Here is a 24,410-nt window from a genome sequence, read left to right as displayed (position 1 = left end):
TCACCCCCGGAGATATTTGGACCAAGAAGAAGCCCAAAGTGCGCTTCCCAGCTTCTTCTTGGTCCAAATATCTCCGGGGGGAGTCCGAAGGACGGGGGGCAGCGCCCCCCTGCGCGCTCAGAAGCCCGCGATGTCCTTATGGGCCTTGGTCACCGTGCCGTCGGTGTCGGTCATGGTCACGTCGACGGAGCGGGTCTTGCCCGGGACGGACATGCCGAGGCGCGGATTTTCGGACAAAGAGATCGAGCCTGTCACATCCACATATCCCGCGCCGTCGAGGTCGATCTGGACGTCCTCGACATAGCGCATGGGGATGTAGAGCAGGCTGATCTGGTCCATCTGCATCCCCGAATGCGAGGGGTGCTGGATGTCCACGTCGAGACGTTTGTTGCGGTTGGCCAATGCTGCCAGCCGGTCGCCCGCCGAGCCGGGCAGCAGTTCGGTGACCTCCAGGTCCATGCGGCCAAGCGTTTCCAGCGCCAGTTTCGGATCGGTGCCCGGCGGCGCGGCACAGGCACCTTGGCCCGAGGTCTTTACATGCCCTTCGGCGACCCACAGCCGTCCGTCGGTGGTTTCGGCCACCACGTGCAGCGGCGTGGGGCCGTTCACCCGCATGGTCACGTCAAAGAAAAACGACGGCTGCGGGGTGTCCAGCGCGAAGACCGCCGAGACGGGCATGGGGTTCTCGTCCAGCACCAGCGTGACGGAGCCAAGCGACAAGCCATCCGGAGCGTGGATCATCGCGGCCACCTGGGTGCGTGAATCGTTCTGCGTGCGGTAGGGCGCGTCAATGGCGATCATGTCCGACCCATCCAGCAGCGCGCGGTCGCCGTAAAGCGCCTCGCTCAGTTCGTCCCATGTCTCTCCGGCCCAGACGGGCAGGGCTGCGGTGCAGAGCAGGAAAACCAGCCGTTTCATTCCATTCCTCCCGTGATGAACGCACCAAAGGCGCGAGGCCCGTCGGCGGTCTCGATACTTTGGACCACATCGAGCGTGGCGGCATCGATGACGCTGACCGTGTTTTCGAACCAGTTGGCGACGACGATGCGGTCACCCTCTGCGGTGGCGTCGATTCCCTCGGGGTATTCGCCCACGGTGATCTTGCCCTCTGACGCCAGCGTTGCAAGCGTGATGACGCTGACCGTGTCCTCGTACTGGTTGGTGACGAAGGCGCGGCCCTGCGCGAAGGCCACGCCGTAGGGGCGTTCGCCCACCGGGACCGTGGCCAGCACCTGCCCCGCCACCGGGTCCACCACGCTCACGTCATTGCTGCCCACGTTGCCCACGAACAGCCGTCCGTCCGGCGCGAAGCGCAGGCCAAAGGGGCGGGTGCCGACAGTGACGCGGTGGTGCAGGGCCAGCGTTTCGGCGTCGAAGATCGACACCTGGTCGGCATCGCGATCCGCCGAGGCAAGCCACCTACCGTCGTCGGAAAAATCCAATCCCGCGGGCGCCGCGCCGGTCGGCAGCTCGGTTACATTGGTTAAATTGTCAGCTGACAATTTCCAGATCCGGGCGTTGTACCAATCCGAGACAAAGATCCGTCCGCGGGCCTCGTCCAGCGCGATGCCAATGGGGCCACCATCCAAGTGCGCCTCGGCCAGAACTTCACCCAATGCATTGTAATGCCTGACGGTCTTGTCGTCCGGCGAGACCGTGTAGACCGAACCATCCGACGCCACGGCCACCCCGGCCGGCTTTCCGGGCACGTCCCAGCGGTCGGTTACCTGCCCGGTTGCCAGGTCGATAACGCTTAACGCATCCCCGTTCTGGCACGTAATATACGCAAGATCAGCCGCTGCGGGCCCCGTCAGGAGGACCGCAGCGACCAAGGCGTAAAAGGCCTCAGCCCGCCGCACCGAACCGCTCGACCAGGGCGTCCAGTCCGGCCTGGTAGACGCCCGTGACGGCGGCCACGGCGGCCTCGTCGTTCAGGTTCTCGGGCGGATCGTTGTTCGGGTAGCCCCGGTAGAACGCGCCGCGCCATTCCACGATGGAGCCGCCGCCATCACGCGGTTTTACCGTCAGGTGGGACGAGTAGTTGGTGACCGGCAGGACCTCCACGTTGTCCTCGCGGATGCGGTAGGAGTAGGTCATCTTGTCGGCGTCGTACTTGTAGAGCACTTCCTTCAGCAGCGGACCCTCCGCGCCCTGATCCGACAGGTACAGGTCGCGCGTGGCGTCGATGGCGTTGTCACCCTCGCCGGTCGATGAGACCACCGCCGGGTGCCACGACATGTCCTGGAAGTTGCCGATGGCGGCCCAGACCTCTGCCGGGTCTGCGGCGACTTCAGTTGTCAGCGTGACCTTTTGCCGTGACGGGCCGTGGGCCAGTGCAGCCGTCGGCACTGCCAGAACCGCGGCGGTCATCAGGAATTGGCGTCTGTTCATTGTTCCTCCCCATTGAAAAAAGCCGTTTTCAGGATGTAGCGCATCCCGCGCATCCAACTGTCGTCGGTGTTGCCCCGGATGTCGACCACCCGTCCCTTCACCGTTTCGCCACTGGTGGCGTCGCGCAGTTGCAAATTCATCGTCAGGATCAGGTTGGACACCTTCTGCACCTCGCCCACCAGCGCGTAGTCGGCACCGAGGTCGGTGGCCATGCGGGCCTCGCAGCCGTAGCATTTCGCCGGGTTCACCACGCGGTCGAGCCGGTCCTGCACCGGCGCGAGGTCCACGAGGTCGTAGCCGCCCGCGGCGAAACGCTCGCGCACGAGGGTGTCGAGTTTCTTCAGCCGCGCGGCCTCGGCCGGATCGGCACCGGCGGTCTGGGTCTGGAGCGACTCGTCCAGCAGGGTCAGGCCGAAGAACGCGACTTTCTCCCCGGCGACGCAAGGCGTTGCCAGCAGTATCAGTGAGAGGGTCGCGGTGCGCAGCATGGGCGCCTTCTTAGAAATTAAGAGTCGTATACAATGGTGTCCCGGCTAGGCTGTATGGGGCAACACGGTCAAAGGTATCGGTTGCGAAAAGGTCCGGATTTGAAAGGGTTTGGGTGGGAGCCCGCCTTGCATCAGATCAGCGAACAGCGGGCCAGGGAGGATAGCTTGAGACGTTTCTTTGCACCGCTGCTGGCGGTCGTCATGCTTTGCCTGACGGGCCTTGCCGCCCAGGCGCTGGAGGTGCGCGCCGCCGTGCTGCGCGTTGATTACCAGCGGCTTTTGCCGATCTCGCGGTATGACCTGAAGGCCGAGGATTCGGGCTTTGCCGGGGCGGTGCTGGCGGATGAGGACAACAACACCACGGGGCGGTTCCTGGGGAATACCTACGAGACCGTCACGGTGGCCACGCCGCCCGAGGGGGCCGATGCGGCCATGGCGCAATTGCTGGCCGATGGCATACGGTTGTTCGTGGTCATGGCCGAGGCGGAGGACCTGCTGCGCCTGACCAAGATCGCCGCCGCCGAGGGTGGGCTGGTGTTCAACGCCAGCGCGCCGGATACGCCGCTGCGGGATCAGGGCTGCAATGGCAACCTGCTGCACATCGCGCCGTCCAACCAGATGATGACCGACGCCGTGGCGCAATTCGCCAAGTGGAAGAAGTGGGACCGATGGTTCCTGATCGCCGGGTCGAACCCGGCGGACCTCGCGCTGGCGGAGAGTTACCGCAAGTCGGCGCGCAAGTTCGGGGCCAAGATCGTCGAAGACCGCATGTTCCCGGACCCCGGCGGCACCCGGCGCACGGATTCGGGGCATGTTCTTGTGCAGCGGCAGTTGCCCTTGGATACACAGGGGGCGTCCCGGCACGACGTGGTGATCGCCGCCGACGCCACGGATTATTTCGCGCGTTACCTGTCCTACAACCTGTGGGACCCGCGTCCCGTCATGGGATCGGGGGGCTTGCGGCCTGTCGCTTTTCACGGCGCGCACGAGGCCTGGGGCGCGACGCAGTTCCATACCCGGTTCGAAGCGCTGACGCGGCGCTACGTGCAGCCGGACGATTACAACGTCTGGCTGGCGTTGCGCGTGGTGGGCGAGGCGGTGACCCGCGCCGCCACCACCGACGCGCTGGCGATCCGCGATTACGCGCTGTCGGACAAGTTCGAGCTGGCGGCGTTCAAGGGGCAGAAGGTGACCTTTCGCCCGTGGAACGGCCAGTTGCGCCAGCCGATCATCCTGTATGACGGCATGATCACCGTTTCCGTCAGCCCGCAGGATGGCTTCCTGCACCAGGTGTCCTCGCTGGACACGCTGGGGCTGGATCAACCCGAATCCGCCTGCAAGGCCTTTCAATGAGGATGGACATGAAAACGCTTCTGCTTGCCACCGCCCTTGTCTCGCTGGGCCTGCCTGCGCTGGCCGGAAAGGCATTCGTCACCAACGAGCGCGGCAATACCGTGACCGTGGTGGATACCGAAACCTGGGAGGTCATCGACGAGTTCTTTGCCGGGAACCGTCCGCGCGGGGTGACCGTCTCGCCCGATGGGAAGCTGCTGTATGTGGCGGCCTCGGACGACAGTCTTGTGCGGGTGTTCGACACGGCGACGCACAAGGAGGTCTATACGCTGCCCTCCGGCCCGGACCCGGAGCTGTTCGTTTTGGATCACGTCGGCAACCCGCTGTATATCGCCAACGAGGACGACAACCTCGTGACGATCACGGACACGGAAAAGCACGTGATCCTCGCCGAAGTGCCCGTGGGCGTCGAGCCCGAGGGGATGGCGATCTCGCCGGATGGCAAGTTCGTGGTGAACACCTCGGAAACCACCAACATGGCGCATTTCATCTCTACCGAGGATTACGAGATCAAGTACAACGTGCTGGTGGACCAGCGCCCGCGCTATGCCCGCTACACCGATGACGGCAAGCGGCTGTTCGTCTCGTCCGAGATCGGCGGGACGGTGTCGGTCATGGACATCGCCGACACGGGCGAGCCGACGCTGGTGTCGAAGATCGGCTTCGAGGTGCCGGGCGTCCTGCCGGAGTGGCTGCAACCGGTGGGGGTGAAGGTCACGCCCGATGGCAATCGTATCTTTGTCGCGCTTGGCCCGGCCAACCGGGTCGCGGTAATCGACGGGCAGTCGCTGGAGGTGATCGACTACATCATGGTGGGGCAACGGGTCTGGCAGCTGCAATTCACGCCGGATTTCAAATACCTGCTGACCACCAACGGCAATTCGAACGACATCACGGTGATCGATGTCGCGGCAGAAAAGGCGATCAAGTCCATTCCCGTGGGGCAGCAGCCCTGGGGCGTGGCGGTGATCGAGTAAGGGAGGTTCCTTTGAAACATCTTGCACTTGCGGCCATGCTGGCTGTTCCCCTCGCAGGCGCGGCCACCGCTGCGCCGATCTGTGACAAACTGGGCTTTGCCGGGCTGCTGGCGTCCTGCAACCGGGGCGAGGACATCAAGCTGACGCTGGCCTCGGGCGTGCCGCTGGGCGAGGACGTGACGATCCAGTCGGGCGCCTATTACACGCTGGTGATCGAGGCGGACGGATCGGCCGAGCTGGCCCTGGTGGGGCCGGAGTTCTTTCGGGCGATCTGGATCAACGAGATCGTCATCAATTCGCTGGAAATCCGCCCCATGGCGCTGGATTCCGTCGAGTTCGACAAAGCGGGCGTGATGGAGATCTCGTTCATCGCGATCAAGCCCGGCACCCATGTGCTGCGCATCCCCGGATCGACCGGGGAAAGCCAGCAGATCAAGATTTCCATCCAGTGATCGGTTCGAGAGGAGAAACCATCATGAAATTCGCAGTTGCAGCCCTGTTCGCTCTTGGCCTGTCCACCGCGGCGCAGGCCGAAAGCCACGCCATCCCGCAGGAGACCGTGGACGCCATCATGGCCAAGCTCACCGAAATGGAGTGCCAGATGGACGCCGGGGATATCGAGATGGAAGACAATGGCTACGACCTTGACGACGTGATCTGCAAGGGCGGCAACCAGTTCGACATCAAGCTCGACATGGATCTGAACGAGGTCTCGCGCCGCGCCGAATGAGGCGACCCATACCAAAGCACCGGGTGCAGGCGCGCCGTGGTGTATTAGGATAAACCAAGGTTCCGGGGGGTCTGCACGATCCCCCTTTGCCACGAGAGGGGAGGAAAAACATGTTCGATTTCATCAAGGGGGCCGTGGCCGCGCTGGTTCTGGCGACGCCCGCCCTGGCCGAGGATCTGCCCACCATCCGCGCCGCGACGCTGAAGATCGGCACGGTGAACTGGGAGATGCAGACCATCATCGACCAGGGGTTCGACACCAAGCACGGCTTCAAGCTGGAGATGCAGCCCTACGCCGACAACGGCGCGACCCGTGTCGCGGTCGAGGGTGACGAGGCCGACATCGCCGTGGCCGACTGGATCTGGGGGGCTCGGCAGAATGCCGAGGGCAAGGACTACGTGTTCGTGCCATATTCCAAGGCGGTCGGTGGTCTGGTGGCCAAGGCCGATGCCGGGGTGTCCTCGCTTCAGGACCTGAAGGGCGCGAAGATCGGCATCGCCGGGGGTCCGCTGGACAAGAGCTGGCTGATCCTGCGCGCCTATGCGCAGCAGGAATACGGCATGGACCTGAAGGCCGAGACCGAGCAGGTGTTCGGCGCGCCGCCGCTGATATTCAAGGCGGGTCTGGGCGGAGAGACCAAGGGCTCGATCAACTTCTGGCACTTCCTGGCCAAGATGAAGGCGGCGGGCATGGTCGAGGTCATCAGCGTCGAGACCGCCGCCACGGCGCTGGGCCTGAACCCCGATACGCCTCTGCTGGGCTATTACTTCAAGCAGTCGTTCCTGGATCAGAACCCGGGGCTGGCGCAGGCGCTCTATGATGCGTCGCGCGATGCCAAGGACCTGCTGGCCAGCGATCCGTCGGCATGGGAGGCGATCCGCCCGCAGATGAACGCCGAGAAGGACAGCCAGTTCGAAGCGCTGAAGGCCGATTGGCTGGCAGGCACGCCGGACCGTGGCCCGGTGGACATCGACGGCGCGAACAAGCTGCTGGCGCTGATGAACGAGCTTGGCGGGGCCGAGCTGGTCGGCGCTGCGACGCAGGTCCCCGAGGGGCTATTCGCGGACGTCAAGTAAGCGCATGAGCAAGGACACGACCGGGGTCGAGGCCACGGGGCAGGGGGGCATTCCCCCTGCCGTCGTTACACTCGTGTCCATCGTGGCGCTGTTCGGCCTGTGGGTGCTGGCGGCGACCCTGACCGCCGACCGGACGATCCTGCCGCAGCCCTGGGCGCTGGTCGCGCCCTTCTGGCGCGAGGTCGTGTCGGGCGAGTTGCCCTATCATCTGGGCGCGACCCTGCTGCGGGTGATCTGGGCGTTTTCGCTGGCGATGCTGGCGGGCGGCGCGCTGGGCTTGGTCATGGGGCGGTTCCCGGCGGTGAATCGCTGGCTGGACCCCTGGCTGGTGATCTTCCTCAACCTGCCCGCGCTGGTTCTGATCGTGCTGTGTTACCTGTGGATCGGGTTGAACGAGACGGCGGCGATCCTTGCCGTGGTGTTCAACAAGATCCCCAACGTGGCGACCGTGATCCGCGAGGGCGCGCGGGCGCTGGACCCGCAGATCGACGCCATGGCGCGGGTCTACCGGATGAGCGCATGGGCGCGGTTGCGGCATGTGGTCTTGCCCCAGCTTGCGCCGTTCGTGACGGCGGCGGCCCGGTCGGGGATCGCGGTGATCTGGAAGATCGTGCTGGTGGTGGAATTCCTCGGGCGCTCGTCGGGCGTGGGGTTCCAGATCCACCTGTATTTCCAGCTGTTCGACGTGACCATGGTGCTGGTCTACGCGTTCAGCTTCATCTTTGTCATGCTGCTGGTGGAATGGCTGGTGCTGCAACCTTGGGAGCGTCACGTGCGCCGCTGGAGGGTGGAATGATCCGGGTGGATATCCGCGCCAAGTGGTTCGGTCAGACGCAGGTTCTGGGGCCGGTGCGCTTCGACATCGCGCCGGGCGAGACCGTGGCGCTGGTCGGTCCCTCGGGGATCGGCAAGTCCACCGTGCTGCGCATCGTCGCCGGGATCGACCAGCGGTTCGACGGCACGGTGGAGCGCCCCGAGGAGATGGCGATCGTCTTTCAGGAGCCGACCCTGCTGCCGTGGCGTTCGGCGCGCGACAACCTGCTGCTGACGCAGCCGGGGTTGACGCCCGAGGGGGCGGAACAGGCGTTGGAGCGGGTCGGGCTGGCGGGGCGGGGGGATGCCTTTCCGGGCCATCTGTCGCTGGGCCAGCAGCGGCGGCTGTCGCTGGCGCGGGCCTTTGCCGGGGTCCCGGAACTGCTCATCATGGACGAGCCTTTTGTGTCGCTCGACCCCGAGATGGCCGAGCAGATGATGGCCCTGACGGAACAGCTGATCGCCGAGACGCGCCCCGCGACGCTGTTCGTCACCCATGCCGAGGCCGAGGCCGCGCGGCTGGCGACCCGCGTGCTGCATCTGGACGGTCAACCGGCCACTCTGGTCGCTTAGTCTGGTCCACACCCGTCACTGTGCTAGGCTTCGCACGTCGAACGAAGGAGCCGAGATGACACGCATCACGACACTGCTGGCCGCCTGCCTCACCTTGATTGCTGCTGCGTCACAGGCCGCCGAGGTGCTGCCCTCCGACGGGCAGGGCATGGGCTGCGGACTGCGCCTGTCCGGCCTGTTGGAGGAGGGCGACGCCGACCGCCTCGGTGCAGAACTCGACCGTCTCGCGGGACAGCGGCCCCCCGGCAGCGGGCGGGAGGGGTATCGGCTGTGTCTCGACAGTCCGGGTGGATCGCTGATCGAGGCAACCCTGATGGCCGACCTCGTGGCCGAACGCGGGTTTGGAACAGCGGTCCCCGCCGGAGCCCGCTGCGAAAGCGCCTGCGCCGTGCTTTTCATGGCCGGCCAGCACCGCCCGCCGGAAACCGATGTCCCCTTCACCCCGGACCGCCTGCTGCATCCGCAGGGGAAACTGGGCTTTCACGCCCCCAGCCTGACGGTCCCCGAAGCGAATTACACGCAGGCTGAGGTCAATCGCGCCTACACCATCGCGCTCGCCAGCATTGCCGAAGTCGTTCAGTTGCGCGCGCGAAGGTCCTTGGTCTGGCCGGACTCCCTGCTGCTGGGGATCCTCGGCACGCCGCCGCAGTCGATGACGTACGTGGACACGGTGGGCCTCGCCGCGCGCTGGCAGATCGAGGTCGCGCCCGTGGCTTTGCCCAGCGAGGACCTGCCACTGGCGTTGAGCCACGCCTGCCTGAATGCAGATGGCGGCATGATGGACCAGGCACCGCAAGACTCGTGGTATCATGGGAAGGCGCTGACCTTCCGCTTCGACGGTTTCGGTGACGACTATGCCGAGCTGCATAGTGTCGAGGGTTTCCGCGAGGAGGGCGCCGCGCCCTGTGCCGTTTACCTGCAAGCCAGTGACAGCGCGATCGGCCCGATCGGGGCGGTGGTGATGGAGGGCGGCTCGACCGCCAATCCGTCATGGCGCGGGCTTTACCCCTATGCGCTTTACGACGCCGCGCGGCGGATCGAGACCCTGCCGGAGCCAACTCCGGATGCGACCGTCCCGTTCTTTTCCGGCCTGAGCGATCTCGCGCGGCAGGCTCTTGGCAATGTGACCTTCGAGTCCTGCTGGGTCGCCTCGCCCGAGGCAAAGGTGGTCAACGTCGATGCATTCGTGAACCTGCGCGCCGCTGCCGGGTTCGACGGTTCTGTCCTGCGCGAAGTCCCGCTCGGCGAGCGCTTGCGGGTTCTCGGCACCCAGTCCCTGCATATGCCCGGCGGCGGAGAGGCCTGCCTCACCGCCTGCAACGCGCTTGCCATGAACCCGGACGATACGGAGGCCCGCGCCAGTGTGGACAGCTGCGTTTCGCGGAACCTGCTCTGGTACGAGGTGCAGGATGCGACCGGGCAGGTGGGCTTCATCAGCCGCAAATACCTGGCGGACTGACGTGCGCTCCGGGTCGGGAATGGGTGACTTGCCCGCCCGACGCAAAGGGCCCATTTTGCGCGCAGGGTGGACTGGGATGGGCTGATGCGACAGGCAATAGCGGCACTTGCGGCGATACTTTGCGCGGGGGCACTTCAGGCGGAGGACGCGCGCGGCACGCAGCAGGCTGTGCCGGATGACGTCTGGAGCGCCATGCAGGGCACCAGCTGGCATACAGATATGCCCTGTCCTGCCCGCGACGACCTGCGCCTGCTGACCATTCCCTACGTCGATTTTTACGCCGACCGTCGCGACGGCCGGATGATCGTCTCGGCAGAGGTGGCCGACGACCTGCTGTCGATCTTTGCTGACATCCTGTCCGCGGGCTACCCGATCCAGTCCATGCGGCTGGTGCAGGAGTTCGGCGGCGACGACGGCCTGTCCATGGCAGCCAACAACACGTCGGCCTTCAACTGCAGACTCGTGGCCGGGACCAATCGCCTTTCGCAACACGCGTTGGGCAAGGCGCTGGACATCAACCCGGTTCAAAACCCTTACGTCACGCGCTCCGGTGTCTCTCCTGCTGCCGGCGTGGATTTCGACGAACCCCATGAACGCAAGGCAGATGTGCCCGGTGTCATAACCGCCGAACATCCGGTCGTGCGCGCCTTCAAGGCGCGCGGCTGGGGCTGGGGAGGCGATTGGAGCGCATCCAAGGATTATCAGCATTTCTCTGAGAGCGGAAAGTAGAAGGCTCGAACAAAATCAGGCCAGGTGCCCAAAAACGTGCCCGAACGGGGCTTCCCGTCTGCCTGAAATCCTGCAGTTCCAACGGTTCTACAGGGCCTTAGGCGGTGAGACAGCAGGTGTTCAGGCAACTCTTTTCGGATGCGCAGAACATGGGGACCATTGAAACCTTGGAAATTGATATATTTGTTATGCGTTATGCGCGGAATTTTTATATTCCCGAAAATCCGTCAGGGCGAGAAAATTATCGGTGTGGTTATCCAATTAATTCTTGTCCCAATTCAGTTCAATTAGGCCCGAAGCCCGATTTTCCACCCATCACCTCCCCTGCGAGCGGCGACCCGAGAGGGCACGGAACCCGGTCCGTTCACGTCGCGTGAGGCGTCGCAAGCGGACGTTTTCATGGAGATCGCGGCGTAACAATATTGCTGGACGCTGCGGCGGATGAGAGAAATTTCGCCACAACCGGGCTGTCTTAATTCTGTTAGGGTTTTGTTAATTGACATGGCACAATTCCGCGATTTATAGCGTTCATGTTGACGAAACCGTAAGAATTGGCGGTTCTCGGGAAAAATATTTGAAAGGCACGCTGTATGTTTGACTCGAGGCAGATCGACGAGCCTTCGATGATGGAGTATGTCATGGCGGCTCCGAAGGTTCGAACAGGCCCCAGCGTCACCTTCCGCGTGGCGAAGCGCACGTTCGACATCGTCATGAGCATCCTGCTGCTGCCGGTTCTCGTCTGTGTCGGCATTGCCTTGCTGGCGTTGAATCCCTCGTACAACAAGGGCCGCCTGTTCTACACGCAGCGCCGCATGGGCCGGGGTTGCCAGCCATTCACCGCGATCAAGTTCCGGTCGATGACCGATGTGCCGCAAGTGCAGCGGTCCGCGGATTGCCCGCTGGAAACCGACCGGATCACGCGACTCGGAGCCTTCATCCGCAAATCGCGCATCGACGAACTTCCGCAGATCATCAACGTCCTCAAGGGGGACATGAGCCTGATCGGCCCGCGCCCGGACTATTACGATCACGCTGTCCAGTTCCTCGACAAGGTCGCCGGTTACCGCGAACGTCACACCGTGCGGCCGGGCATCAGCGGGCTCGCGCAGACCGAACTGGGCTACATCGAGGGTGTCGAGGCAACGCGGCGCAAGGTGCGTGCCGACCTTTACTACATCGCCAATGCCAGCCTGCGTCTCGAAGCCTGGATCTTCGTCCGTACCCTGTCGGTCGTGGCGCGCCGCGCCGGCGCCTGACGGTCGACCGCTTCCTTTTGTACTGAAAAGGCGCCTCATGGGGCGCCTTTGTGTTTTCAGCTGCTGAGGAAAGACACCTGACCGGGTCGGATATACGCCGCAGTCAGGCGTCCCGTGGCATAAGCCCCGGTGTCTATCGAAATACGACCATTTTCTGACCGTGCCTGTCGGACGATCGTGTGGCCGTGTACGATCCAGATGCCGTCCGAGCGGTCGATCCTCTGGAAATCGCCGTGCCCCCACATCAGGATTTCATCCGCCTGTGCATTCAAAGGCAGCTTCGGGTCGGCGCCAGCGTGGACCACGGCCACATTGCCGCTTTGCCACATGAGGGGAAGGGCGTTGAGCCATTCGATCATCTCGATCCCCATGGCCTGAACCAACTGGTCGCGCAGGTCGGTATGCGTGGTGCCCTGCAGCTTGTTCACCTTGTAACTGGCGAGGGTCTGCAGCCCGCCGTTGCGCATCCAGCGGTCTCCGGTCGCTTCGGGATCGTCGATGAAGCGCAGCAACATGCTCTCGTGATTGCCCTTCAGGCAGGTCACGAGGTCGCCAAACTCTCCGTTCAGTCGCTTGAGCAGGTTCAGCACTCCGGCTGAATGTTCGCCACGGTCGACCATGTCGCCGACGACGATGACGCGCGGCACGTCTTCGAGCTGTTCGATCTGCATCAACAGGTCGGCCAGTTTTTGCAAGCACCCGTGTATGTCGCCGATAACAAAGAAATTTGTGTCGGGCGCGATAGGGGCATCGAAGACAGGGCCCGGAACGCCTTGCGGTCCGGGCGCCTTGGCCTTTGGCTTGCCCATCAGTCGTTGGAGCAGTTTCATGATGACTTCTATATGAGGCGTCGTGGAAGGCCCGCAAGCCCTCCGATACAAGGCCGCCTGTTTGCGGCGGCCTTGTGCACCCTCCGGGCGGGTCAGATGTTGTTTGCCACCTGCAGAAGCGACGGGAAGACCTGCTGAACGGCGCGGTTCCACTTGGTGATCGGTTGTTCTTCGACAAAGACCACATCGCTGGGGCGCATTTCGAACTGGGTCGCCAGCACGAGGTTCGCCGCGTTGCGCGCATTCAGGTGGTAGGCGATCGTGACGTCGCCGACCTCGGGCGCATTGCCGCTGCGCAGGACGTAGATCTGGCTCGGGTCGCCCGTCATGGTGTCAAACCCGCCTTCACCGAACAGCACGTCAGCCAGCGTGGCGCGGCGACCGTAAGGCAGCGGGAAGCGGCTCTGGGTGTTCACTTCGCCGGTCAGGTAGACGTAATCGCGGGTTTCCTCGCCCAGATCGCGACGGCGCTCGTAGTTGGTGCGCTCTTCTTCCAGCGCGGCGCGGCGGAGCGAAATTTCGCTCTGCAGGATACCCATGGCGGAACTGCGCGCCGAGGTGCGCAGCGCGATTACGTCAATCTTGGCGCGGTAGAACTCCAGCGCACGATCAAGGTCATAGCTGGTGTCGACGAACACCGCGTCACCACCCTTCAGGAGCTTATCCTTCAGGCCGGGGTTTTCGTAATAGGTTGTCAGCGGGATCTGGTACAGCGTGCCTTCGCGGTAAACGCGGATCGAGGCAAAGTCGCGGTCGCGCACCGTCACGCCGCCGGCGGCAATCAGCGCCTCGCCCAGCGTCAGGTCATTCGGCGTGATCGCAACCACGGTCGGTGTCTGCACCGCGCCGCCGATGGCCACGCGCTGCGAGCGGAACTGGCTGATCTCAAGGCTGAAGGTCGGGTCGATCTGGTTGTTCACCAGCACCTGGAAAAGGTTGTTCTCTGCCTCTTCGATGGTGAGGCCCGCAACCTGGACAGATCCGACCTCGGGAATGGCGATGCTGCCATCTTCGCGGACAGTGTAGCCCTGACGGCTATTCGCGGCAGCCAGCAGGCCGGTCAGCTGTTCCACGGTCGAGGCCTGCCCGCGCGTCGCCAGCAAAAGTTCGTCACCGACGCCGATGCGGTAGTTTTGCGGCGCAAGGTCCGGCAGCGGGCGGTACTGCAGCTGACCACGGGATTCTTCCGGCAGGTAAGGAGCGGCGGGCAGGGCGCCCGCTCCGACTGCGTCACCGCCAGTGCCTGCGTTCGAAAAGAAGACGGCAGGAAGCGCCTTGGGAACGTAGGCGGAATTGTTCGCGCTTGCGACGGTGGCGCTCGACATTTCGACCACGGTAACGCCGTCGTCGCTCTTGTTGACCGAGGGGCTGTTATAAGTGATGCCGCAGGCCGAGAGCGACAGCATCACGGTTCCGGCGGCCAGCCCGCGCAACATGCGATTGCCGGAGGTGCGCCACGTGAATGCTGTCGTGACAAGATTGGTCCTGCTCATCTTTCGCCCTATCCCAGTTTCCCGTCCGCCAGTCATGACACCACGGGACAGCCGTCTTTTATCGGTGTGCGATTGCCACCCTGATACTCTCGTTCTTGCGGTCACGCGACCGAGAGCACACGTCCCGGCGATCCAAATGCCGCAAGCGGGGCATATCTGCAACATTTGATAAGAACTATCCACAGATTAGACACAACGTTTAGGCGATGAGTCGACCGACACGACGATGCGGCAATGTATACCGCCGCATACTGTGGACCTTTCCTTTGGAACATCCTATGAGGGCGCAACACTAGCCAACGGGGGAATCCCATGTCTGACCAGAGCACGCCTGACATCATCTACACCAAGGTCGACGAAGCGCCGGAACTGGCGTCCGCGTCGCTTCTGCCGATCATCCAGAGCTTCGCCGATGCGGCGGGCGTGTCCGTCGGCACCAAGGACATCAGCCTCGCGGGCCGCATCATCGCGACCTTCCCCGAGGCGCTGACCGCCGAGCAGCAGATCAACGACGATCTGGCGCTGCTGGGCGAGCTGGTGAAGACCCCCGAGGCCAACGTCATCAAGCTGCCGAACATCTCGGCCTCGGTGCCGCAGCTGGTCGCCGCGATCAAGGAACTGCAATCGCAGGGCTACGCGCTGCCGGATTACCCGGAAACCCCGTCCACGGACGAGGAAAAGGCCGTGCGCGCCAAGTACGACACCATCAAGGGTTCGGCCGTGAACCCGGTGCTGCGCGAGGGCAACTCGGACCGCCGCGCGGCCTCGGCGGTGAAGAAATTCGCCCAGAACAATCCGCACCGCATGGGTGAGTGGACCGCGCAGTCCAAGACCCGCGTGGCGGCCATGGACGGCAACGATTTCTTCTCGAACGAGACCTCGGCCACGCTGGACGGTGCCGCGACCGCGAAGATCGTGCTGGAAACCGCTGGCGGCGAGACCGTTCTGAAGGACGGCATCAAGTACCCCGCAGGCACCGTGGTCGACGCGACCTTCATGTCGGCCAAGGCGCTGGATGCCTTCCTGGCGGACGAGATCGAGAAGACCAAGGCAGAGGGCACGCTGTTCTCGCTGCACATGAAGGCCACGATGATGAAGGTCTCTGACCCGATCATCTTTGGCCACGCCGTGAAGGCATGGCTGGCCCCGGTGTTCGAGCAGTACGGCGACAAGCTGGCCGCTCTGGGTGTCAACCCGAACTCCGGCATGGGCGACCTGCTGGCGCGGGTGAAGGACGACGCGGACATCATGGCAGCCATCGAGGCGGTCAACGCGCAGCGCCCGCCGATGTACATGGTGAATTCCGACAAGGGCATCACCAACCTGCACGTGCCCTCCGACGTCATCATCGACGCGTCCATGCCCGCGCTGATCCGCGCCGGTGGCAAGGGCTGGGGTCCGGACGGCAAGGAAGCCGACACCAACTGCGTGATCCCGGACAACTCCTACGCGCCGGTCTATGACGCTGCGATCGAATTCTTCAAGGCCAACGGCAAGCTGAACCCGGCCACCGCAGGCACCGTTCAGAACATCGGCCTGATGGCGCAGAAGGCCGAGGAATACGGCTCGCACCCGACGACGTTCGAGATCCCCGATGCGGGCACCGTCAAGATGATCCTCGACGACGGCACCGTGCTGCACTCGCACGCCGTCGAGGCAGGCGACATCTGGCGCTCCGCCTCGGCCCGCAAGGCACCGATCGAGGATTGGGTGAACCTGGCCATCGACCGTCAGAAGGCGACCGGCTACCGCGCGATCTTCTGGCTGGACGCCGCGCGCGCCCACGATGCCGAGCTGATCGCGATGGTCAAACCGATCCTCGAAGCGAAAGGCGTCGCCGACAAGTTCGAAATCATGGCGCCCCGCGAGGCGACCATTGCCTCGCTCGAGACGATCACCAAGGGCGAGAACACCATTGCCATCACCGGCAACGTGCTGCGCGACTACCTGACCGACCTCTTCCCGATCCTCGAACTGGCCACCTCGGCCAAGATGCTGTCGATCGTGAAGCTGATGCAGGGCGGTGGCCTGTTCGAAACCGGTGCCGGCGGCTCCGCGCCGAAGCACGTCCAGCAGTTGCAGGAGGAAAACCACCTGCGTTGGGACTCGCTGGGTGAGTTCTGCGCGCTGGGGGAGAGCTTCCGCTTCCTCGCGGACAGCAAGGGCAACGCCAAGGCGCGCGTGCTGGGTGACGCGGTGGACGCCGCGACGCAGGGCATCCTTGACCACGACCGTTCGCCCTCGCGCAAGGTTGGCGAGCCGGACAACCGCGACAGCCACTACTGGTTCGCGCGCTACTGGGCGGAGGCGCTGGCGGCACAGTCCGACGACGCCGACCTCGCCGCGCATTTCGCGCCCATCGCCAAGGCGCTGGCCGACGGCGAAGCGGCGATCCTGTCGGAGCTGGCAGCGGCACAGGGCAAGCCCGCCGATCTGGGTGGCTACTACCACGCGGACCCGGCCAAGGTGGCTGCCGTGATGCGCCCCTCGGCCACGCTGAACGCCATCATCGGCTGACGTGTCCCGTCCCCGGTAAATAGAAAGGCCCGCGCAAGCGGGCCTTTTTTCTTGGGTCCTGCCGGGCGGGATTCGGAAACTTGAAAAGTTTCCGGACCGAAGTCTTTTCAAGACTTCGGGGCTCCCGGAATTTACCCCGGGTAGCCCATCAGCCTCGGCAGGAACAGCACGATGCCGGGGAACAGGATCATCGCCAGCAGCGCCAGCACGAGGACGATCAGGAAGGGGATCACCTCGCGGATGATCTCGGCCAGCGGGATGCGGGTCACGGCGTTGATGACGAACAGCAGGATGCCGTAAGGCGGCGTGATGAGGCCGATCATGCAGTTCACCACGGCGACGACGCCGAAGTGCACGAGGTCAATGCCCAACTCGCGGCAGGCGGGCAGGAAGAGCGGAATGATGACCAGGATGATGGTCGAGGCATCCAGCACGCAGCCCAGCAGCAAGAGCAGGATGTTCACCCCGATCAGGAAGGCCAGCGGCGAGACGTCCAGCCCCACCAGCGCGCCCGCGACGAGGCCGGGGATGTTTTCGGCGGCGACGATGTAGTTCAGGATCAGCGCCCCGCCGATCACCAGACCCACGGCGGCGGAGCTGCGTGCCGAGTCCACGAGGATGTGGTAGAATGCCTTCAGTCTCAGGGCCCTGTAGAACACCGCTGCAAGGATCAGCGCGTAGAAGGCGGCGACCGCTGCGGCCTCGGTCGGCGTGGTGACGCCGCCGTAGATGCCATAAAGCAGGATGGCGGGCATCAGCAGGGCGGGGAAGGCCTCGAACGTCAGGCGGGGGAGTTCCGTCAGGGGGACGGCGTCCTCGGTGCCGAAGTTGCGGCGCGATGCGATGATGTAGTTCTGCACCATCAGCACGACGCCCATCAGCAGCCCCGGCCCGATCCCGCCAAGGAACAGGAACCCGATGGAGGTGTTGGACACAAGTGCATAAAGCACCATGGGGATGGACGGGGGGATGATCGGACCGATGGTGGCGGACGCAGCCGTGATGGCGGCGGCGTAACCGCGCGTGTAGTGGCCGGACTTGGTCATCATCTCGATGATGATCTTGCCGATGCCCGCCGCATCCGCGACCGCAGACCCCGACATGCCGGAAAAGATCAGCGAGGCCACGACGTTGACGTGTCCCAGCCCGCCCTTGAACCGACCGACGAGGCCGACGCAGAAGCGCAGCAGCCGGTCAGAGATCGTGCCTGCGTTCATGATGTTCGCGGCGACGATGAACAGCGGCACGGCGAGCAGGATGAAGCTGCCGTACATGCCGTCCAGCAACACCTTGCCCGCCAGACCGACGCCCTGTCCACCGACCCCGAGGTAGACGAAGGAGGCGATCAGGATGGCATAGGCGATGGGCATGCCGATGCCTGCCAGCATGAATAGCGACAGCAGGCAGAGCGTGAATTCGAGGCTCATCGCAGGTCCTCCGCGTGTGGAACCTGCTCGGCGGCGAGTTCGGCGTAGTCATGCGGTGGTTCCGCCCCATGGCGAAAGACGTTCACCGCGCGCCATGCGTAGCGCAGCGAGACGGCCACGAGGAAGAATGCATACACCGAGTATACATCCCGCATACGCACCCAGTCGCCGAGGATCTGTTTCAGCGTGGCGGTCTGTTTCAGGCGCAGGATCTTGAACTTGGCCCAGGTGGGTTCCAGCGAATAGAGCAGCGCGACCACGATTACGATGCAGGTCAGCAGGGCAAAGACCTTGCGGGTGCCGGGCCGGACGGATGTATACAGGATGTCGAATGTCACGTGGTCCTGATCGCGCACGATGGTGGCGCAGCCGAAGAAGACGATCCAGATCCAGAGCGCCAGACAGAATTCCAGCGTCCAGCCGTAGCGCGACGGGTCCAGCAGCGGCACCGCCTCGGCCAGCCATTCCAGACGCGCGGTGTAGCGGATCGCGACCTGCAGGATAAAGGTCAGGAACATGGCGAGCATCATCATGGCGGCGATGAACTCTGCGCCTCGGGTCAGCCAGCGGATGGGATTTTGCATTCCGGGACCCCCGGGAAAAGCGCGTCCCGGCCTTGCGCCGGGACCCTGTGTCACAAGGACGGAGGCCCCGGCACAGGGCCGGGGCGGGTGGTTTTGCCGAAATAAGGCTTAGTTGCCAAGCGCGTTGATCGCGTCCAGCACGCCCTCGGGCCATGCGGCGGCGAACTCGGACCCCTTGTACTGCTCCTGCACATGCGCGCGGAAGGCGGCGACGTCGGGTTCGTAGATCTCCAGCCCCTGCTCTTCGAGGAAGGACACGAGGTCGGCCTCTTTCTGAAGCTGCGCCTGACGGCCGGATTCGGCGGCGTCATCGGCGGCTTTCTGGACGGCGGCCTGCTGCTCCTCGGTGAGAGTGTCCCAGACAGCCTTGGAGAAGGCCACGTAGTTGAGGTCCACGAGGTGCGCGGTCAGGGCGACCTGCTTGGTCACTTCGTAGAACTTCGCGTCCACCACGGTCGGCAGCGGGTTGTCCTGGCCGTCGACGGCACCGGTGGAGAGCGCGGTGTAGACCTCGGTGAAGGCCATCGGCGTCGGGTTCGCGCCCAATGCGCGGCCCAGGAACTGCCATGCGTCCGAACCGGGCATCCGCAGGTTCACGCCGGCGAGGTCGGCGGGGGTCTTCACGTCCTTTTCAGCGCGCGGGAAGCGCAGGTTCACGTGACGCTTGCCGAGGTACATGACCGACAAAAGCTTCACGCCCAGCTCGTCCTCGACCTTCTGCTTGAAGGGGTCCATGAGCGGGTCGTTGAACACGGCGACCTGATGCTCGGCGGACTGGTGCACGTAGCCGGTGGCAAAGATCGAGAATTCCGGGAAGAACGTCGCCAGTTCCTGCGCGGAGGCGATCGACATTTCCAGATCGCCCGACGCGATGGCCTCCAGTTCCGACCCCTGCGCGATCAGCGAGGCGTTGTAATGCGGCTCGTAGGTGGCGAAGTCGGCCACTTCCGGCGCAAAGACCTCGGCCAGCGCGACAGAGCGCTGGTCGGTCTCGGACGCGGGCGTCGACATGCGCAGGGTGATCTTGTCCTGTGCCAGCGCGGGGGCGGCAAGGGTGAGGGCAGCAGCCGACGCCAGCAGGGCGCGGCGGGTCATCTTGAACATCGTGATGGTCCTCCCGGTGTGCGGCCCCATTGGCGAAGCCGCTTCGGGGATTTGGTATACCGTTCGAGGGCGACACGTCCACGAAAAATCTGCCATCACCCGCTTGCACGGATGATGGAAAATGCCTGGCAGAGGTCAGAGCTTGATCCAGGCGGTTTTCAGATCGAGGTACTTGTCGAAGGCGTGCAGCGATTTGTCGTGCCCGTTGCCCGACTGTTTGTGCCCGCCCAGGGGCACCGTCAGGTCCGCGCCGCCATAAGTGTTCACATGCACCACGCCAGCCTTGATCTTGCGCACCATGCGATGCGCGCGCGACAGATCGGCGGTCCAGACGGCAGCGGCAAGGCCAAACTCCGTGCCATTGGCGATGGCGACGGCCTCTTCCTCCGTGTCGAAGGGGATCACCGCCAGCACCGGCCCGAACACCTCGTTCTGCGCCAGCCTGTCGCCCGGTTCGACCCCGGTCACGATGGTCGGTGCCATGTAATAGCCGCCGGTGTCCTCGAGGATGCGTTGCCCGCCGATCCGCACCTTGCGCCCCCCGGCGCGGGCTTCCTCGACAAATCGCAGGTTCTGCTCCAACTGCGAAAGCGAGTTCACCGCCCCCGCCGAGGTCGCCGGGTCCAGCGGGTCGCCGACCGTCATGGATTGCGCATAGGCTGCCAGTTCCTCGACAAACTGGTCGTGGATCGACCGCTGCACAAGCAGCCGCGAGCCCGCGACGCAGACCTGTCCCGCGTTGCGGAAAATCCCGTTGGCCGAGGTCTTCACCGCTTCCTTCAGATCCGGCGCGTCGGCAAAGACGATGTTGGGAGACTTGCCGCCCAGCTCCAGGTAGACGCGCTTCAGGTTTGACCGGGCGGAATATTCCAGCAGCCGCCGCCCCACCGGACCAGAGCCGGTGAACACCAGGACATCCACGTCCATCGACAGGCCCATGGCCTCGCCCACGACGCGCCCCGACCCGGTGACCACGTTCAGCACACCTGCGGGCATCCCCGCCTCCAGTGCCAGTTCCGCGATCCGCACCAGCGTCAGCGAGGCGGTCTCGGCCGGTTTCAGCACCACGGTGTTGCCTGCCGCCAGTGCGGGGGCCAGCTTCCACGCGCCGATCATCAACGGGAAGTTCCACGGCACGATGGCCGCCACGACGCCCACCGGTTCGCGATGCACCAACCCCAGAACGTCCGGCGCGGTCGGAGCGATCTCGCCATACAGCTTGTCGATGGCCTCGGCGTAGTAGCGGATCGTGGCCACGGCCGAGAGCGGCTCTGCCTTCAGCGCCATGCCGATTTCGGTGCCATTGTTGCGCACGCCAAGGACGGCGAGCTCCTCGGCCTCCGCCTCGATCAGATCGGCCCACTTCAGCAGCACCGCCTTGCGCCGGGCAGGGGGCAGATCGGACCAGCGGCCATCGTCAAACGCACGGCGGGCGGCGGCAATCGCTGCCTCTGCATCCTCGGCGGTGCCCCACGCCATCGTGGTGAACGATTTGCCGTCGATGGGCGAGATCACCGGCTCCGCAGCCCCGTCCGAGGCCGCGACGCGGTGCCCGTCGATGACGTGCAATGCGGGCGGCACATCGGCATTGCGCAGCGTTTCGATACGGTCCTGGTCAAGCATCACGGTTCTCCCCCGACTGATGCTTAACACGATAAGTAATTTCCGGCCTCTGTCGAGAGGGGGACGCGCGTTATTTCACCGGGTGCAACCGCGTCAGCGCGTCGGGATCGAGACGTGGAAGGCCACGGTCTCTATCCCCGGGTTCTTGTTGTAGATTTCCGCGTTGGACCGGTGATCGTAGCTGAACGCCATCCGCCAGCCCCTGCGGTTCTCCCACCCCAGTTCGACGCCCGAGCGGAATTCGATCGGACCGCCAAGGTCAAAGCCGCCGTTGTCGAAATACAGGCCCGGCATGGCGTGCAATTCCCCGTAGAAGGGCGAGCCGCCAAAGTTCATCTTGTAGGTCTGGCCAAAGCCAATCCAGGTCTCGCCGTTTTCGGCCACGGACAGCCCGACCGCCTCGCCAAAGGGGCCGCGCTTATGTGGCAGGTCGTAGCGCAGGTAGACCTCGCCCATCGGCTGCGCGCGCCGTTCCAGCACCTCGCCCACCGAAAACATCAGTCGCGGAGTCGTCTCTGTCTTGCCCAGACAGCCATTGGCAGTCCCGCAATGGTTCATGCCCATGTCCGTTAGACCGAGCAGCAGCATTGCCACCGCGAATGTTCCGTCTGCCATAGTCTGACTCCCTTTTCCTCTTTCCTGATTGTGCAGAATCACCTGCGAGTCCAGCGACAGCCGCAGCCATCGCACATGGAGACGTCCGGTAGCGGCTTCGTGGTCACGTTCTTGCAGCGCGAGAAAGCGGGGCAAAGACTTGGTCGAGATTAACCCGATGCTTACGCGCCGATGGCAGTTTTGCTTTCAGCGCTTCGGAGAAGCTATTTTCTGGAACAGGGGGCAACATGTGCATGACTGTCAGAGGTGGATTTTTCAGTTTACCCCGCCTTGCCTCCTTCCGTCTCGCCCGCTTCCGCATTGAGGCCGTCAGATGATCCGCGTTCTCATCATCGACGGTGTCGCCCAACAGGCGCGGGCAACGGCGCAGATCCTGCGTGCCCGCATGCGGTCCCGTGTCAAGATTTCCATCGTCGGCGGTGCCGCCGAGTGTGAGGCCTATCTCGACGAGCACGGAATGCCGGACTGCGTGCTGCTGAACATGCCGCTGCCGGACCGTCTTGGCCTCGACCTTCTGTCAGACATCATGCTGCGCGATCCTTTGGCAGCCGTGGTCGTCACCACGTCGAAGGGCGATGACGCCACCGCGGTCGAGGCGATGAAACGCGGCGCGATGGACTATTACGTCCGGCGCAATTTCAGCGAAACCGGACTGGAACGCGCGGTCCTGCACGCCGTCGAACGCTCGCAGATGGCCCGCCGGATCGAGGATCAGCAGCACAGTCTGCGCACCTTTGCCCACGTTCTGGTGCATGACCTGCGTGGGCCGCTCCGCTCGATTCGCGGCGGTATAGGCATGTTGCTGGAGGATCTGCCAAAGGACACGCGCGAGGAACATTCCGAGGTTCTAGGCTTCGTTCAGGACGGTGCGGAGCGGATGGACCAGCTGATCGTTGCCCTTCATCGCTATTGCAGTCTGGATGATGCGACCCTGAACATCGAACGGGTCGACCTGGACCTTGTGGTTCGGGACCTGCGCGCCACTCTGCGAGCGGACCTGCGGGACAAGGGGGCAGACCTGACCTGTCCCGCCATGCTGCCCGCCGTACTGGCGGACCCCACGCAGCTGACGCAACTGCTGCAGAACCTCGTCGCCAACGGGATCAAGTACAACCAGTCCACGGCGCCCAGGGTCCACATCTCTGCGTCCGAAGGCCGGGAAGGCTGGCGTATAGAGGTCTCCGACAACGGCATCGGTATCGAACCCGAGTATCTCGAGGAGGTGTTTCAGCCCTTCCGGCGTTTGCACGCCGCCGCCGAATACAGCGGTACGGGGCTTGGGCTTGCCACCTGCCGCCGCATTGCCGAACGCCATGGCGGCCAGTTGACCTGTCGCTCAAAGCCGGGCGAGGGGGCTGTCTTTGTCCTCGATCTGCCGCGTCAGCGCGTGCGCCGGCAGGTCTCCGGCGGCGCAGCTTTTGCCGGTGGCAAAGGGGTGGCTGCCATCGCGTCGCGCTGATCGCACGGCGGCCCGTCGCGCAACTCTGTCGCGCAACTCTGCGCGCCGCCTTGTATCTCTGAACACGATGCTTAGAATAGACACCAACAAGAGACCGTCAGGCGGCCCGCAAGCGTGGCCGCTTTTTCAGTAGGATGCTCCGATGTCGTGGACCGATGAACGCGTGGAATTGCTCAAGAAGATGTGGTCGGAGGGCCAGTCCGCCAGCCAGATCGCAAAGGAACTGGGCGGGGTCACGCGCAACGCGGTGATCGGCAAGGTGCATCGCCTTGGTCTGTCGAACCGCGCAGGCGCCGCCCCGGCCCCCGCCGAGACCAAGCCGGAGCCCAAGCCCGCCGTGGCCAAGGCGAAGCCGGTTCCAAAACCCGCTGCGGCCCCCGCGCCCGAACCGCGGCCGGAACCGACGCCCGCCCCGGTCGCTGCCGCGCCGACTCCGATCCCGGCGCGCAAGCAGATCATCCCGGCAGGCCAGCCCCTGCCGCCTCAGCCGTCGACCAATGAAATCAGCCCCGAGGCGCTGGCAAAGGTCAACGAGGTCGAAAAGAAGGCCAAGAAGCTCACCCTGATGGAATTGACCGAGCGCACCTGCAAATGGCCGGTGGGCGACCCCGCCACTGATGACTTCTGGTTCTGCGGCCTTCCCGTGCAGCAGGGGAAGCCCTACTGCGAAGCGCATGTCGGCGTGGCCTTCCAGCCGATGAGCGCACGCCGCGACCGTCGCCGCTGACCCCAAAGAAATTCAAGGCTCAGGGCCATCGCCAACAACGGTTTCCGCGCCCTGCTTCTTTGGTTTGAAAATACCTCGATGGGGGCCGGGGGAAGCAGCGCTTCCCCCGATGCGCGGGCGCAGCCCGCGCCGGGGGGGGCGGCGGCCCCCCCGGGAGACCGCGCAAACGTGAGGCGGGGGGCCGGG

Annotated in this window: 24 protein-coding genes; 13 read left to right on the top strand and 11 right to left on the bottom strand. The window is 64.3% G+C overall.

Translation table 11 applies throughout. The annotated features are described in order from the left end of the window. Positions 1–117: 117 nt before the first annotated feature. From ACP16H_RS19810 to ACP16H_RS19795, 4 genes are all read right to left on the bottom strand, one after another. Complete coding sequence (locus ACP16H_RS19810; protein WP_425073976.1) at positions 118–918, bottom strand: quinoprotein dehydrogenase-associated SoxYZ-like carrier; 801 nt, start codon at positions 916–918, stop codon at positions 118–120. Then, a complete protein-coding gene (locus ACP16H_RS19805) occupies positions 915–1,709 on the bottom strand; it encodes a YncE family protein (RefSeq protein WP_425073975.1) in 795 nt (264 codons plus the stop codon). Before ACP16H_RS19805 ends, ACP16H_RS19810 begins: the two co-directional genes overlap by 4 nt. A 136-nt stretch (positions 1,710–1,845) precedes the next feature. After that, a complete protein-coding gene (locus ACP16H_RS19800) occupies positions 1,846–2,391 on the bottom strand; it encodes an SRPBCC family protein (RefSeq protein ID WP_425073974.1) in 546 nt (181 codons plus the stop codon). Then, positions 2,388–2,879 (bottom strand): DUF3280 domain-containing protein, encoded by a 492-nt coding sequence (locus tag ACP16H_RS19795; RefSeq protein WP_425073973.1) that lies wholly within the window; start codon positions 2,877–2,879, stop codon positions 2,388–2,390. Before ACP16H_RS19795 ends, ACP16H_RS19800 begins: the two co-directional genes overlap by 4 nt. A gap of 165 nt (positions 2,880–3,044) precedes the next feature. Here ACP16H_RS19795 and ACP16H_RS19790 point away from each other — a divergent pair, with 165 nt between their 5' ends. The 10 genes from ACP16H_RS19790 to ACP16H_RS19745 all read left to right on the top strand — a co-directional run bounded on the left by ACP16H_RS19790 (position 3,045) and on the right by ACP16H_RS19745 (position 11,845). After that, the gene (locus ACP16H_RS19790) at positions 3,045–4,232 is read left to right on the top strand and encodes an ABC transporter substrate-binding protein (protein WP_425073972.1); all 1,188 of its coding nucleotides are present in this window, start codon (positions 3,045–3,047) and stop codon (positions 4,230–4,232) included. Between the two features lie 8 nt (positions 4,233–4,240). Beyond that, positions 4,241–5,209 (top strand): PQQ-dependent catabolism-associated beta-propeller protein, encoded by a 969-nt coding sequence (locus ACP16H_RS19785; RefSeq protein ID WP_425073971.1) that lies wholly within the window; start codon positions 4,241–4,243, stop codon positions 5,207–5,209. 11 nt (positions 5,210–5,220) lie between these two features. Continuing rightward, positions 5,221–5,661, top strand: a complete 441-nt coding sequence (locus ACP16H_RS19780) for a hypothetical protein (RefSeq protein WP_425073970.1) — start codon at positions 5,221–5,223, stop codon at positions 5,659–5,661. A 23-nt stretch (positions 5,662–5,684) separates the two neighbouring features. Continuing rightward, positions 5,685–5,939, top strand: coding sequence for a PepSY domain-containing protein (locus ACP16H_RS19775; protein WP_425073969.1), 255 nt, complete (start codon positions 5,685–5,687; stop codon positions 5,937–5,939). Between the two features lie 110 nt (positions 5,940–6,049). Further along, positions 6,050–7,015 carry an ABC transporter substrate-binding protein gene (locus ACP16H_RS19770; protein WP_425073968.1) on the top strand — a complete coding sequence of 322 codons (966 nt, stop codon included), beginning with the start codon at positions 6,050–6,052 and terminating at the stop codon, positions 7,013–7,015. A gap of 4 nt (positions 7,016–7,019) precedes the next feature. Then, a complete protein-coding gene (locus ACP16H_RS19765; protein ID WP_425073967.1) occupies positions 7,020–7,811 on the top strand; it encodes an ABC transporter permease in 792 nt (263 codons plus the stop codon). Then, complete coding sequence (locus tag ACP16H_RS19760; protein WP_425073966.1) at positions 7,808–8,401, top strand: ABC transporter ATP-binding protein; 594 nt, start codon at positions 7,808–7,810, stop codon at positions 8,399–8,401. The genes ACP16H_RS19765 and ACP16H_RS19760 overlap by 4 nt, the downstream gene beginning before the upstream one ends. A 55-nt stretch (positions 8,402–8,456) precedes the next feature. After that, on the top strand, positions 8,457–9,860 hold the full coding sequence (locus tag ACP16H_RS19755; protein WP_425073965.1) for a hypothetical protein: 1,404 nt from the start codon (positions 8,457–8,459) through the stop codon (positions 9,858–9,860). 84 nt (positions 9,861–9,944) lie between these two features. Further along, positions 9,945–10,589 (top strand): M15 family metallopeptidase, encoded by a 645-nt coding sequence (locus tag ACP16H_RS19750; RefSeq protein ID WP_425073964.1) that lies wholly within the window; start codon positions 9,945–9,947, stop codon positions 10,587–10,589. 590 nt (positions 10,590–11,179) lie between these two features. Then, positions 11,180–11,845 carry a sugar transferase gene (locus ACP16H_RS19745; RefSeq protein ID WP_425073963.1) on the top strand — a complete coding sequence of 222 codons (666 nt, stop codon included), beginning with the start codon at positions 11,180–11,182 and terminating at the stop codon, positions 11,843–11,845. A gap of 56 nt (positions 11,846–11,901) precedes the next feature. Here ACP16H_RS19745 and ACP16H_RS19740 read toward each other — a convergent pair whose 3' ends face one another. Then, a complete protein-coding gene (locus tag ACP16H_RS19740; protein WP_425073962.1) occupies positions 11,902–12,675 on the bottom strand; it encodes a metallophosphoesterase family protein in 774 nt (257 codons plus the stop codon). A 92-nt stretch (positions 12,676–12,767) separates the two neighbouring features. Then, complete coding sequence (locus tag ACP16H_RS19735) at positions 12,768–14,168, bottom strand: polysaccharide biosynthesis/export family protein (protein WP_425073961.1); 1,401 nt, start codon at positions 14,166–14,168, stop codon at positions 12,768–12,770. A 312-nt stretch (positions 14,169–14,480) separates the two neighbouring features. Between ACP16H_RS19735 and ACP16H_RS19730 the strand changes: the two genes are divergently transcribed. Beyond that, a complete protein-coding gene (locus ACP16H_RS19730; protein ID WP_425073960.1) occupies positions 14,481–16,685 on the top strand; it encodes an NADP-dependent isocitrate dehydrogenase in 2,205 nt (734 codons plus the stop codon). A gap of 131 nt (positions 16,686–16,816) precedes the next feature. Here the strand turns inward: ACP16H_RS19730 and ACP16H_RS19725 are convergent, their stop codons facing one another. From ACP16H_RS19725 to ACP16H_RS19705, 5 genes are all read right to left on the bottom strand, one after another. Next, positions 16,817–18,112 (bottom strand): TRAP transporter large permease, encoded by a 1,296-nt coding sequence (locus ACP16H_RS19725; RefSeq protein ID WP_425073959.1) that lies wholly within the window; start codon positions 18,110–18,112, stop codon positions 16,817–16,819. Beyond that, positions 18,109–18,696, bottom strand: coding sequence for a TRAP transporter small permease (locus ACP16H_RS19720; protein ID WP_425073958.1), 588 nt, complete (start codon positions 18,694–18,696; stop codon positions 18,109–18,111). The genes ACP16H_RS19725 and ACP16H_RS19720 overlap by 4 nt, the downstream gene beginning before the upstream one ends. A gap of 108 nt (positions 18,697–18,804) precedes the next feature. Continuing rightward, complete coding sequence (dctP, locus tag ACP16H_RS19715) at positions 18,805–19,800, bottom strand: TRAP transporter substrate-binding protein DctP (protein WP_425073957.1); 996 nt, start codon at positions 19,798–19,800, stop codon at positions 18,805–18,807. A gap of 135 nt (positions 19,801–19,935) precedes the next feature. Beyond that, positions 19,936–21,423 carry an aldehyde dehydrogenase gene (locus ACP16H_RS19710; RefSeq protein ID WP_425073956.1) on the bottom strand — a complete coding sequence of 496 codons (1,488 nt, stop codon included), beginning with the start codon at positions 21,421–21,423 and terminating at the stop codon, positions 19,936–19,938. Between the two features lie 93 nt (positions 21,424–21,516). Then, positions 21,517–22,038: an acyloxyacyl hydrolase gene (locus ACP16H_RS19705; RefSeq protein ID WP_425073955.1), complete on the bottom strand. Its 522-nt coding sequence runs from the start codon at positions 22,036–22,038 to the stop codon at positions 21,517–21,519. A 313-nt stretch (positions 22,039–22,351) separates the two neighbouring features. On the opposite strand from ACP16H_RS19705, the gene ACP16H_RS19700 reads away from it, so the two are divergent. Beyond that, on the top strand, positions 22,352–23,497 hold the full coding sequence (locus tag ACP16H_RS19700) for a sensor histidine kinase (protein ID WP_425073954.1): 1,146 nt from the start codon (positions 22,352–22,354) through the stop codon (positions 23,495–23,497). 142 nt (positions 23,498–23,639) lie between these two features. Beyond that, positions 23,640–24,224, top strand: a complete 585-nt coding sequence (locus ACP16H_RS19695) for a GcrA family cell cycle regulator (protein WP_425073953.1) — start codon at positions 23,640–23,642, stop codon at positions 24,222–24,224. Positions 24,225–24,410: the final 186 nt, after the last annotated feature.

The organism is Sagittula sp. S175, assembly GCF_049800975.1.
Taxonomy (GTDB): Bacteria; Pseudomonadota; Alphaproteobacteria; order Rhodobacterales; family Rhodobacteraceae; genus Sagittula.
This window is presented reverse-complemented; position numbering and strand designations above follow the sequence as displayed.